Genomic DNA, 13,260 nt, shown 5'->3' with positions numbered 1-13,260 from the left:
ATCAAACCAAAAACATCATTTAAAAGAACTGCTTTTTGCAGTTCTTTTAAAAATTAAGCGTGTGTAAATAAAGCAGTAGATTTTATTACAGAATCAGGCTCAATTTTTTCAATACCTTCACCTATTTCAAAACGAATAAAATTAAGGACATCAGCATTCTTTTCTTCTAGTGCTTGACCAACTGTTTTACTTGGATTAATAACAAAGATTTGACCTTTTAAAGATACTTCTCCAATAAACTTTTTCATACGACCTTCAACCATTTTTTCTGCAATTTTTTTGTTTTTTCCAGATTGCATAGCAATATCTAACTGAACTTGGTATTCTTTTTCAAGTACTTCATTAGATACATCTTCTGGTTTTATAAATTCTGGTTTACTAGCTGCAATATGCATTGCAATTTGTTTACTTAATTCTTTATTTGCATTTTTAGTAGAAACTAAAACGCCAATACGTGTACCATGTTCATAACTATTTAGTTCAATACCTTCTAAAATAGCAATACGGCGAATATTGATGTTCTCACTAATTTTTGCAACTAATGCAATATGTTCTTCTTCAAAATAGGATTTTAAATATTCTATATCACTGATTTTTTGGTGAACGGCAACATTTAAAACTCTATCAATAAAAGCTTTAAAACTATTATCTTTTAATACAAAATCAGTCTGACAATTAATTTCCAAAATTACTGCATAACCGTTAGCAATTTTAGTTTTTATTATTCCATTAGCAGTAATATTACCTAATTTTTTAGCTGCTTTGATTGCACCAGATTTTCGCATTTTATCAATAGCTAGTTTTATATCACCATTTGATTCAATTAATGCTTTTTTACAATCCATTATTCCTGCGCTAGTACGTTCACGCAATTTTTTTACTAATGCAGCAGTAACTTCAGCCATTCTAAAATCCTCGATTTATATTAATTATTTTTATATATTTTTACATTATAAAAAAATTATAAAAAATTTGTTCTTTATAATGCTAACTATGATTGAAGCAAATTCAGTAGATGAAATAAATAAATCTACATTAAAAAACTTACTTTAAATTTTATACATATAATTTAATTTTAAGGGATTTTAAACAAAGAAAATTATATTCATCAATATTTTTAGCAGTATTATCTTAAGGATACTTCTTTAGTTTGATGATAATCAGAAATATTTTGTTTTAAGTGACCTTCACGTATTGTCTGTGAAACAGCCGTTAGATATAAGCTTACAGCACGTATTGCATCGTCATTACCTGGAATAACAAAATCAACTCCATCTGGATTAGAGTTAGTATCAACAATAGCAAAGACTAAAATACCTAAGTTATTTGCTTCTTTAATTGCAATATGTTCGTGATCTACATCAATAACAAATAACGCTTCTGGTAAACCACCCATATCTTTAATACCACCTAAACTGTTTTCCAATTTGGCCATTTCACGATTGCGTATCAAAGCTTCTTTTTTAGTCAATTTATTAAAAGTACCATCTTGAAATTGTTTTTCTAAATCTTTAAGACGTTTGATTGATTGACGAACTGTTTTCCAATTAGTTAACATGCCACCTAACCAACGGTAGTTAACAAAAAACTGATTACAACTTAATGCATAATCTTTTATAGCTAAAGCAGCCGCACGTTTAGTACCTACAAAGAGAATTTTTCCTTTATAAGTAGCTATTTTATTTAATTCAGTTAAAGCTAAATTAAACATCAAGACAGTTTTTTCAAGATTAATAATATGAACTTTATTACGTGTACCGAATATGAATGGTTTCATTTTCGGATTCCAATAACGAGTTTGATGACCAAAATGAACACCAGCTTTAAGCATATCGCGCATGGAGAAAGTTGCCATGATTACCTCATACTTTTATTTTAGGATTTTATTGTACATGTAACTTATACAAACGATTTTTTTCGAAACATCGTGCCATACGTATCGATACATGTATACTTGAGTATATTATTAATTACTAATAAAATATTTATACAGTTTTTAGATTTTATAAAATAAATAATATAAAATGATTAAAAACCGTTAGCGCGTTTATACCATAATGTTTATAAACAAACCAATAATTGTTAACGCTAAAAACTTAAAAGTATTCTAAGTTGATAGCACATTATTGATTATATATATAATACAAAAAATCTTACTATTTTAGTATTAAGTAATTGCGGATTAATTTTATGACTATTTTAATTAAAACACCTGAAGAAATACAGAAAATGCGCGTTGTAGGACGTTTAGCTGCTGAAGTATTAGAAATAATTGGTCCGTATGTTGTTCCTAATGTTACTACAAATGATTTAGACCGTGTTTGTTATGAACATATCACTAATAAACAACATGCAACTTCAGCTTGCCTTGGTTATCATGGCTTTCCAAAATCTGTTTGTATTTCTGTAAATGAAGTAGTATGTCATGGTATTCCAAGTGATAAACATATTCTAAAAGATGGAGACATTGTTAATATAGATGTCACAGTTATTAAAGATGAATATTACGGTGATACTTCAAAAATGTTTATTGTTGGACAACCTACTTTCATGAGCAAAAAATTGTGTCAAGTTACTCAAGAAAGCCTTTATATAGCATTACATTTAATAAAACCTGGAATTCGTTTACGTGAATTAGGTTTTATAATTCAAAAACATGTTGAATCTCAAAATTTTTCTGTAGTACGTGAGTATTGTGGCCATGGTATAGGTAAAAATTTTCACGAAGAACCTCAGATATTGCATTATGATGCAGATGATGGTGGTGTAATATTACAAGCAGGTATGACCTTTACCGTTGAACCAATGGTTAACATAGGAAATTACCAAATTTGTATAATGAAAGATGGTTGGACAGTAAAAACAAAAGACCGTAGCTTATCTGCTCAATACGAACATACCATTTTAGTAACAGAAAGTGGATGTGAAATTTTTACTCTACGTGCAGAAGAGACTATTCCAGCAGTTCTAAAAAACGTTATTTAATTATAGTAAAAGTAAGTTTAAATTATATATATGATTTAAAAATTATATTTTGAAGAAACAATGTTTTTATAAAAAAATTTAAATATTTTTTTTATTACAATTATAAGTTTATAAAGTAACTATAATTTTAGGTAAATCTCTACTAACATAGAATATATATTTTTCATATGTTCAATAATTTTACTTTTAATGCTATATGCTTATAACTAACTTTATTATCCTTCATGAAGGATATATATTATTTAACATATAATTAAATTGAGATTAAATTATATCAGATTATAAAAAAATATTTAAATAAAACATATTGAAATTGTAATTTATAGCAAAATTTGTCTTTGTTATTTATATAATAGATAATTATATATCTACTTAATTTACAATTACAGACTAATATAAGAATAAAAATTACTATTTTTTTATTTTAAATATATAAATTTTTATTATTAAAAATATTAATAATATATTTTTTTGATATAAAATATATTATTAATATAAATATATTTTTTATAAAAATTATTAGATTATTTATATAATTTTAGGTTTAAATATATTATTAACTAGCATAAATATCAAAATAAAATCAAGTTATTGATATCTCCTACCTATCTATTAAACTTAATAAATTAAATTATTTAAAACTAAAATTAATATCTATTTTCTATGATTTAGGAAATAATAATGCAACAATTACAAAAAATTATTGAAAATGCTTTTGAGCATCGTGCTAATATCACATCAATGAACTTTGATAATAAAACGTATGATGCTATTCATAAAGTTATTTATTTGCTAGATAAAGGTAAACTTCGTGTATCTGAAAAAAAAAATGGTAGATGGATAACTTATCAGTGGTTAAAAAAAGCAGTATTACTTTCATTTCGTATAAATGAAAATAAAGTAATAAAAGGTAATGAAACTTGTTTTTATGATAAAATACCAATGAAGTTCGCAAATTGGAATGCAGAACATTTTAAGAAAGCAGGTCTACGTGTAGTCCCATTAGCAATTGTTCGTCAAGGTGCATTTATTGCTCATAATACTGTATTAATGCCATCATACGTTAATATTGGAGCATATATTGATGAAGGTAGTATGATTGATACTTGGGCTACTGTAGGTTCATGTGCACAAATTGGTAAAAATGTACATCTTTCAGGCGGTGTTGGCATTGGTGGTGTTTTGGAACCACTACAATCTAGCCCAACTATTATTGAAGATAATTGCTTTATTGGTGCTCGTTCTGAAATTGTTGAAGGTGTTGTAGTAGAAGAAGGTTCTGTAATTTCTATGGGTGTTTATATAGGTCAAAGCACTAAAATTTATGATCGTGAGACTGGAAAAATTAATTATGGCCGTATACCGGCAGGTTCAGTAGTTGTTTCTGGTAATTTACCATCTAAAAATGGCAATTACAGTCTTTACTGTGCAGTTATTGTAAAAAAAGTAGATACCAAAACACGTAGTAAAACTAGTATAAACGATTTACTACGTTCTTTTGATTAAATACTATTTCTTAAAAATTAAATATTTACTGTATGATATATTTATCATTAGTATTATAAATAATAGTGTTATTTCGTTCATAATATTTAATTATCAAAATAATGAAAATATCAGTCAATATAATAATCGTAAATTAATATATACATCCTTGTAAATTTTATTTTAGAAAGTAAAAAAAACAGGTAAACTTATGAAAATTAATATAGCATCTTAAATTAAGCAACAAATATAAATATTCTTAAAATATTTCATATTTTAATGTATTTAATAATTAGTTTATTTTTACCTTTATTTTTACTGTAAGCGTGTTAATGAATTAATAAAGTAAATTATTTACTGCATAATTAAATATATATGAGTATCTCCACGCTTTATCTTAATCGCTAATACAGTCGGTTTTTTATTAAGAATTTTACGCAGCGTCGCTAAATTCATGACTGGCGTTTGATTAATAGAAATGATGAAATCACCTTTTTTAAAGCCGATACGATCAGCGGCACTACCAATTTTAACTTTATCGATGCGCAAACCTTTATATTTATTATGAGGATTACTAAATTCGGCTCCTTCAATACCAATATATATTTTAGATAACTTTATCTTATCTTTAGCACTTTGTTGTAATTGAACCCTTACCTGAAGTAATTTACCATCACGTAGTAATCCTAAATATAATTTAGCACCTATAGGTAATGATCCTACTTCAGCACGTAGTGATGCAAAACTACTTAGTGGTTTACTATTAATTGATATTATTACATCACCAGCTTTAACTCCAGCTTTCCTAGCTGCAGATTTTGGTAATACTTGACTTACAAATGCACCACGTTGTGCATTCACTTTCATGGCTTTTGCTAATTCAGAATTTAATTCTGTACCTAAAATTCCTAGTTCACCACGTTTTACTTTTCCATATTCTACCATTTGATTTATTAAATTCTTTACCATTGAACTAGGAATAGCAAACCCTATACCAATGTTACCGCCATCTGGTGCTAATATTGCGGTATTTATACCAATAAGCTCACCATTTAAATTTACTAATGCACCACCAGAGTTACCGCGGTTAATTGCTGCATCTGTTTGAATAAAATTTTCATAATTATCTATATTTAAGCCACTACGACCTAATGCAGAAATAATACCCGCTGTTACCGTTTCACCTAAACCATAAGGATTTCCTATTGCTACAGTATAATCACCTACACGTAGGTTAGTAGAATCAGTAATCTTAATAGCAGTTAGGTTTTTTGCATTTTTTAGTTGAATTAATGCTATATCTGATTGTGGATCTTTACCAAGAATCCTAGCATCATAATGGCGTCCATCAATAAGTTGTACTTGTATTTTAATAGCATGATCAACAACATGATTATTTGTAACCACATATCCTTTCTCTGCATTAACTACTACACCTGAACCAAGGACGCGGAATCTTTGTTGATGTGTATTACTGTAATCATCATCATCATCATCATCATCGCCATCTTGGCAAAAAGGAGAACCTTGAAATGGTGAGCCATCTTGACAAAAAGGAGAATTTTCACCAAAAAAACGCTGGAATTGCTGTGGTATACGTGGTGTTTTAACTATAGTTCTTCCTTCAACACTAATACTGACAACAGAAGGCATAGCTTTTTCTAACATAGGTGCTAAACTTGGTAATGGTCGATTTGAAAAAGAAATTGGCTCCATTGCAAATATACTGACAGGGATTAACACTATGCTTAAATTAAGCGCTAGTGCACTTAATATTACTGTACTTTTTTTCATTAGTTTGTGTCTCATTTAAAATTTACAGCTAAACTATTTTAATTGGTTGATAAAGATAACATTTAATTTTTAGCATTAAGTTCCTAGCTAAACGTAAGTATCCATTAAAGTAAAATTTATTACTCAAGATACAATATTCATCCTAATTATTTGTTATGTTACTGCTTGCATCGAATACAGGATGATAATAATGCTCCTACTACAGCACATATGTTAATCCTTATTATGTTTAAATCATTAAGGTGTATATTTTATTAATAGACTTTACAACACTTCTTTATAAATTTTTAAAATATAAAATACCTTTATTTTAATTAGATACCTCATACTTCAGTAGGGAATAATCCTTTATTAAAGTTTAATTGAAATACAGCATAGATGTATTAATAAAGAGTTATAAAACTCTATTAATTTTTTTAATGATATAATATTACATATTAACCGCTTCAGTTCATACCAAAGTAGTCTTTAATAAGAAGCTGTTATTTTGAATAATTTAAATGAACTTTTTATATTTAACATAGTACTCTAGATAAAGCTTATATTTTAGTTACAAGTCTTTTTAAGAAAAGTAAATAAATATATATAATTTTCAGATCAACATATTTAAACATTAAAATTACCTATTTTAATTAAAAAATATTCTATTTTTAACTGATTTCTAGTCTTTATCTATATTAAGATTTAAAGAATTATTATAATTCACTGAAATTTAATGTACTAAGTAAATAATTATAAAAAACTTTTATATAAAAAGATATTTTTTTGATTACTAAAAAATATTTAAGAGATTTATAAATAAAAAAAATAATTAATCTTTAAATAAATAATAATTTTTCTTTAGTTTTTACTTTTCACATAAATATGGTATTTATTAATATTTAATTAAATATAATCTTAATTATTTCATGAATTCATTAAATATATCTATAATTATCACTATGTTAGTTAACTTAACATTAATATTTCCCTAATATAAACACTTATTTAGTAAAATTAATTTACAGTAATATGATATGTATCAAATGAATTAATTGAACATTCCAATTTTAAAAATTTTGATATTTTCAATTAATCATTATACACATAAATAATATGTGTATAGTTAAAATCTATATTTTTTATCTTAATTTTAAGATTATTTATTTATATAATTTATTAATTTATAAATTATATATTATTACATAAATTTTTAATTACATATTCATGTATATTTATTCAATATAATATTATTCGTCATTATTTAGATCATGTAGTTAATTAATTAAGTATTTATGTAATATACGTATATAATATATTTTCAGTACTTTTATTTATAAAAAATGGTCTAATATATCACGTATGTATTATATATGTATGTTAAATACGGTTATTAATATTATAATATAATTAATTGAATTTAAAGTTAAAGTTAAGTATAAAATCAATATAATTATATATATTAAAGTATTTATTTTTTTTATATATAAAATTAAAAATATTAAAATATATCATTAATTTAAATTAATAGGTAATAAATATTAGTTTGATATTTTTATCAAAATAAATTAGGATGTATTATATGAACATATATCCTTTAAAATTAGTATTCATTATTTTTACGGTGAATTACTCTTCAATAAAAAAATCATATCAATAAGATTTGAATAAATTATGTTTACAATAGGAATTATTGGCGCAATGGAACAGGAAATAATGCTATTGCGTGATAGAATTCAAAATTCTCAAACATTAATATTATATCAATATACAATTCATATAGGAGTTTTAAATGATGTTAATATTGTGCTTTTAAAATCTGGAGTTGGTAAAACTGCTGCAGCAATTAGTACTACTTTACTAATATCTGTATTTAATCCAAAGATAATTATTAATATTGGCTCTGCTGGATTATTAGTACCAACGTTACATATAGGTGATATTATCATATGCGATGAAATGTGTTATCACGATGTCGACGTCACATCTTTTGGATATCAACTTGGTCAAATACCAGACTATCCTAAATCATTTTTTTCCGATAAAAAGCTAGTTTTTTTAGCTGAACAAGTAATTAAAAAACTTAACTTACATGCAGCTACAGGCCTTATTGTAACTGGAGATGCTTTCATTAATGATAATAAGATTTTAAAAAGAATTCGCAATAATTTTCCACAAGCAATTGCTGTAGAAATGGAAGCAACATCTATTGCTCAAGTATGTTATCAATTTAACATTCCGTTATTAGTGATACGTGCAATATCCGACCTTGCTAATCAGCAATCTAAACTTGATTTCACAAAATTTCTTAATTTATCAGTTCAACAATTTTCCTTAGTAGTTGAAAAAATTTTAAAAACCTGTTATTTGATTAAATCTCATTAAAATCTAAATAATTTTAATAATCTTGAATAAGATTATATTAATTAAGTTTTAAATGCTTTTCTACAATTATTTTAAGAGTAGTGTACCATAAAAATCTATTAATATGGTTAAATAAATATTTTTTTAATCGCTATATATATAAATAAATATTCTTTATATATTAAAAGAAGAACCACAACTACAAGTAGTTTTTGCATTAGGATTATTGACAATAAAACGAGAGCCATTTAACCCTTCAGTATAATCTACAGAGCCACCAATAAGATATTGTAAGCTAACAGGATCTATAACTAAAAATACTCCTTGTTTTTCAACAATAACATCTCCTTCCATTATTGAATCATCAAAACTAAAAACATATTCGAATCCACTGCAGCCTCCACCAGCTATATGAATACGTAATTTAAGTAATGGATTTTTTTCTTTTGTAATTAAACTTTTAACTTTTTTAGCTGCTACATCTGTAAATTGTACAGGAAATGTTCTTAAATTATTATTCATTCCTATTCCTATTTAAAGATTAAATTGAAAAATAATCTATATTAATAATCATCTAGATAATTAATATAATCAAGTAATGGTATTTAACATCAAGTTATTTTTTATATGTATTTATAAAATTTTATTTATTAAATAAACAATTTTGCTACAAGATCAATAATATAAATTATTATAGAAATAATTTAAAATGAATAAATTAGAAAACCTATATTTTAAAGTAAAATATCTGGTTCCTAGTGATGTCACTTTACCAGTACGATTTTTTATTGGTATAAGTCATTCACTACTTTTTGTTAAAAATACAGATGGTCATTATCTATATGATCTTGATGATAAAATGTACATAGATCATATTTGTTCATGAAGTTCGATACTATAATTGCATAATAATATTACGATGCGTAAGCATTATTTTAAGCGACATAATATGAATTACGTTTTGGTGCTACAATAAAAATATAGATAAAAATGGTTGAACTACTGTGCAAATTAATATCAAGTATGTATATTCTCACAATAGGAATTCTAGAACTTAATCTACTATGAGTATAATTCGTCTAGTTCGTGAATTTACTAATCCTAATAAAATTATTAAATTTGAAGGATGCTATAATAATCATGTTTATTATGTAATTTTTAAAACTGAATGAATCAACTCACTGATTTTAAATTAACTATCATCAATTAGTATACTTATAGGTTTTGTAAAACATGCTTTAATTTTTATTTATTTTGCATTTATAATGATCTATTTTCTGTACAAGCTACATTAAAAATATTCTAATGTTATTGCTTATATTATTATTCAACCAATAAATAACAGTCAATATGAACTACATCCCGTCATAAATAGATTTCTTGCATGGAGTACTTATCTTATGTAATGAATCTAATACACTTTTAATTATAGCAAAGTTATCACTAGATTTTTTATTGATATATGTGGAGTGCAATCTTACTATAAGTAGTTACTCTAAATATCACTTGTCTTAGTAAATAATTGGAAGTAGTTTGCCAATTGATGCTTTTAGTGGATAACGTGATATAGATTATAGATATATAAAGAGATTTGTTTTTTTCATTTTTTAATGTTAAAAAAAGGTATATATCTAGCATCTTCTGCTTTTGAATCTAACTATTGATACATCTCGTCGCTGTTTTGTATTATTATAATAATCTATATATAATGTTTTGAATCTTTTATACCTTTTGAATAAATATCAATGTTTTATTTAGTAGTCAATTTAATTGAACTGAATAAAAATTCATATAATTTAAAAAAATTAGTCGTTATTTAAAATAGAAGTATTACGAATCCAACCACTGCCAGATGTATTGATATTTTTTTGTTTTTCTTTTTCAAGATTTTCTTTTTTGTGACATAGTTGACTAGGGTCTAATGTCCATATTGGAAGTTCACGCCAATAATTATTATTAGTATCAGTACATAAAATATCACCTTCAAAATTAACTTTCATTTGGATAATATCTTCAGGCGGTATCAATATTAATGGTGTAGGTGTTTGATTTTCAAGGTAACGACGATAAATTTGCATAGCCCCACTCGCACCATATAATTTCGAACTTTGATTATTATCACGACCAACCCAAGTAATTACTACTTCTTTACCATCAATACCAGCAAACCAACTGTCAATTAAATTATTAGTTGTACCAGTTTTTCCTGCTAAATAAGCATTAGGATAATTTATTCCTAATGAGCGAGCAGTTCCATGATGTACTACTTGTTGCATAGTATATAATGTTAGATAAGCTACTTGTGCAGGTTCAATACGTTTTGAATATGGTAAACTACGATATAATACTCTTCCATTTTCATCAACTACTGAACGCACTGTTGATAATTCAGCTCGTTTACCTCCACTCGCAATTGATTGAAATACTTGTGTTACTTCAATAGGAGTCAAATTGATTGAACCAAGTAACATAGCTGGTATAGGATGAACTTCACTCTCTGGTACTCCAAGTTTAATCCAAGTATCTACCACAGAATTTAATCCTAATTCCATACCTAAATTTACTGTTGGAACATTCATTGAATTAGTCAATGCATCTACTAACATCACTTTACCTTTAAAAAGATGGTCTTCATTCATAGGCTTCCAAAAAGTACCATTAGACTGTTTAATCGAAATAGGTTCATCTTTAATTAAACTATTAAGTCGATAACTATTTGGCTTACTAAGAGCAGTTAAATAGGTTGCTGGTTTAGCTAATGATCCAATTGAACGACGAGCTTTTAAAGCACGATTATACCCCGCAAAATTTGGATTTGCACCACCTATAATGGCATGTATTTCACCATTAAAACGATCAACAACTACCATAGCTGTTTCTAGGTCCTTTAAACCATATTGTTGTTTTAGTATAGGGATTCCTTCTTGTACTGCTTTTTCTGCAGCATTTTGTAAAATTGGATCTAATGTAGTAAAAATTCGCATGCCAGAAAGATTTTTTCTCTTATTATTAAGCTTTAATTGTAATTCTTTACGTACCATTTGCATAAAAGCTACTTGTGAACTTATCACACCACCTTTTAGTTCTACTTTAAGAGGACGAGTAGAAAGAATTGTATATAATGCTTTATCTATTATATAATGCTTTTCCAATAAATGTAATACCAAATTACGGCGCTCTAATGCTAATTTATGATTATGCCATGGATTATACAATGATGCACCTTTAACCATTCCTACTAGCATTGCTTGTTGATCAATACTTAATTCATTTATTGGTCGTCCAAAATAGTATAAACTTGCTAATGGGAATCCTCTAATTTGATCTTTACCATCTTGCCCAAGATAAACTTCATTAAGATAAAGTTCTAGTATATGATCTTTAGAATAGCTTGCATCTAATATCATTGCCATATAGGCTTCACGAGCTTTACGCCATAAAGAACGCTCATTAGAAAGAAAAAGATTTTTTACCAACTGTTGTGTTAAAGTACTTCCTCCTTGTACTGCATGCCCTGCGTTAATATTAGCCAAAAACGCACGAATAATTGAATGTAAGCTTATTCCATCATGATTATAAAAATGATTATCTTCAGTAGTAATTAGTGTATCTATTAGTAGATCAGGAAAACCTGAACGAGGTACAAATAAACGTTGCTCGCTATTAGGTGACTGTAGCATGGTTATTAAACGTGGATCTAAACGAAATAAAGCAAAATCACGACCAGTATCAAGGTTTTTAATTTTTATTAGTTGATTTTTTTTAAAAACCATACAAGCATAAACTTGTCCTTCTTTACTATCAAAAAAATCAAATGCACGACGTAGCAAGTAAATTGCATTATCTTTAACAACAAACTCACCTGGCTGTTTAATATGAGATACTTGTCTATATTGTATACCTTGTAATAAGGCAATCATATTATTTTGAGTATATAATATACCAGGTTCAACGTTTATCATACGACCGTAAACAACTGCTGGTAATTGCCATACCTTACCGTCTATACGTTTATGAATTTCAGAATAAAGATAAAATCCCCAAACCAATATAATAATTAAAATAAAAACTAAAGAAACTTTAAATAAGCAAATTAATGGCCAGTATTTACTTCTTAACAGATTTTTTTGTTGAGATTTAAACAACACTAAATATGTCTCCTAATCCCATTTAAAATCATTTAAATAAATTATTAACAATAATTTATTGTAATCGTAGATTACAATACTAACATTTATGAAATTAAATCTTTTATTAATTAATACTTAAATAATAGCCAAACTAATAGTTAATCATATTAGTTGATAAAAATTTATGTATTAAATTAATCATAATTAGTATAGATTAATTATTTAATGAATAAATTAAATTTAGTTACTTAGATAACAATATATATTTAATTAGTTTTTAAGAAATTAATTGTAATATCTTTTATATTTTAAATAAATGAACTAATAAAAAACTTATAATGAAATTTTGATTTTTATTTCTTATAAAACTAAATATTAATTTTTATAGTGTATAGGATAAAATATACAGAAAAATATTAAATTCATATAATCACTTAACTATTCTAATGCTTTCACTAAATTTAATAATAATTAAAAAAATATATAATTTTATTGTAAATACAATGTTTACAATATATACATT

General features: G+C 25.8%; 9 protein-coding genes. 4 read left to right on the top strand and 5 right to left on the bottom strand.

The genetic code is table 11. The features are described 5' to 3' along the window. Positions 1–53: 53 nt before the first annotated feature. Positions 54–905: a translation elongation factor Ts gene (tsf, locus tag FD728_RS00400; RefSeq protein WP_159933709.1), complete on the bottom strand. Its 852-nt coding sequence runs from the start codon at positions 903–905 to the stop codon at positions 54–56. A 221-nt stretch (positions 906–1,126) separates the two neighbouring features. After that, the gene (gene rpsB, locus FD728_RS00395; RefSeq protein ID WP_159933707.1) at positions 1,127–1,855 is read right to left on the bottom strand and encodes a 30S ribosomal protein S2; all 729 of its coding nucleotides are present in this window, start codon (positions 1,853–1,855) and stop codon (positions 1,127–1,129) included. A gap of 335 nt (positions 1,856–2,190) precedes the next feature. Between rpsB and map the strand changes: the two genes are divergently transcribed. Both map and dapD read left to right on the top strand, forming a co-directional pair. Then, positions 2,191–2,985 (top strand): type I methionyl aminopeptidase, encoded by a 795-nt coding sequence (gene map / locus FD728_RS00390; protein WP_159933705.1) that lies wholly within the window; start codon positions 2,191–2,193, stop codon positions 2,983–2,985. A gap of 681 nt (positions 2,986–3,666) precedes the next feature. Then, on the top strand, positions 3,667–4,491 hold the full coding sequence (gene dapD, locus FD728_RS00385) for a 2,3,4,5-tetrahydropyridine-2,6-dicarboxylate N-succinyltransferase (protein WP_159933703.1): 825 nt from the start codon (positions 3,667–3,669) through the stop codon (positions 4,489–4,491). A 333-nt stretch (positions 4,492–4,824) separates the two neighbouring features. Here the strand turns inward: dapD and degP are convergent, their stop codons facing one another. Next, on the bottom strand, positions 4,825–6,264 hold the full coding sequence (degP, locus tag FD728_RS00380) for a serine endoprotease DegP (RefSeq protein ID WP_159933701.1): 1,440 nt from the start codon (positions 6,262–6,264) through the stop codon (positions 4,825–4,827). A gap of 1,653 nt (positions 6,265–7,917) precedes the next feature. Between degP and mtnN the strand changes: the two genes are divergently transcribed. Continuing rightward, positions 7,918–8,628: a 5'-methylthioadenosine/S-adenosylhomocysteine nucleosidase gene (mtnN, locus tag FD728_RS00375; protein ID WP_159933699.1), complete on the top strand. Its 711-nt coding sequence runs from the start codon at positions 7,918–7,920 to the stop codon at positions 8,626–8,628. A gap of 153 nt (positions 8,629–8,781) precedes the next feature. On the opposite strand, the gene erpA is transcribed toward mtnN, so the two are convergent. Then, positions 8,782–9,129: an iron-sulfur cluster insertion protein ErpA gene (gene erpA, locus FD728_RS00370; RefSeq protein ID WP_159933697.1), complete on the bottom strand. Its 348-nt coding sequence runs from the start codon at positions 9,127–9,129 to the stop codon at positions 8,782–8,784. Between the two features lie 187 nt (positions 9,130–9,316). Here erpA and FD728_RS00365 point away from each other — a divergent pair, with 187 nt between their 5' ends. Further along, positions 9,317–9,493, top strand: coding sequence for a hypothetical protein (locus FD728_RS00365; protein ID WP_159933695.1), 177 nt, complete (start codon positions 9,317–9,319; stop codon positions 9,491–9,493). Positions 9,494–10,412: 919 nt separating this feature from the next. Here FD728_RS00365 and mrcB read toward each other — a convergent pair. Continuing rightward, a complete protein-coding gene (mrcB, locus tag FD728_RS00360) occupies positions 10,413–12,755 on the bottom strand; it encodes a bifunctional glycosyl transferase/transpeptidase (protein WP_159933693.1) in 2,343 nt (780 codons plus the stop codon). Between the last annotated feature and the right edge of the window lie 505 nt (positions 12,756–13,260).

Source organism: Pantoea sp. Aalb (genome assembly GCF_009829985.1).
Lineage (GTDB): Bacteria > Pseudomonadota > Gammaproteobacteria > Enterobacterales > Enterobacteriaceae > SZZU01.
The sequence above is the reverse complement of the archived record's forward strand: the minus strand, read 5'-3'. Positions and strand labels throughout refer to the sequence as shown.

What these genes read in the sequence shown, in the direction of transcription:
- tsf (WP_159933709.1), bottom strand. Translation starts at nt 905, where the DNA reads ATGGCTGAAGTTACTGCTGCATTAGTAAAAAAATTGCGTGAACGTACT.
- rpsB (WP_159933707.1), bottom strand. Translation starts at nt 1,855, where the DNA reads ATGGCAACTTTCTCCATGCGCGATATGCTTAAAGCTGGTGTTCATTTT.
- map (WP_159933705.1), top strand. Translation starts at nt 2,191, where the DNA reads ATGACTATTTTAATTAAAACACCTGAAGAAATACAGAAAATGCGCGTT.
- dapD (WP_159933703.1), top strand. Translation starts at nt 3,667, where the DNA reads ATGCAACAATTACAAAAAATTATTGAAAATGCTTTTGAGCATCGTGCT.
- degP (WP_159933701.1), bottom strand. Translation starts at nt 6,264, where the DNA reads ATGAAAAAAAGTACAGTAATATTAAGTGCACTAGCGCTTAATTTAAGC.
- mtnN (WP_159933699.1), top strand. Translation starts at nt 7,918, where the DNA reads ATGTTTACAATAGGAATTATTGGCGCAATGGAACAGGAAATAATGCTA.
- erpA (WP_159933697.1), bottom strand. Translation starts at nt 9,129, where the DNA reads ATGAATAATAATTTAAGAACATTTCCTGTACAATTTACAGATGTAGCA.
- FD728_RS00365 (WP_159933695.1), top strand. Translation starts at nt 9,317, where the DNA reads ATGAATAAATTAGAAAACCTATATTTTAAAGTAAAATATCTGGTTCCT.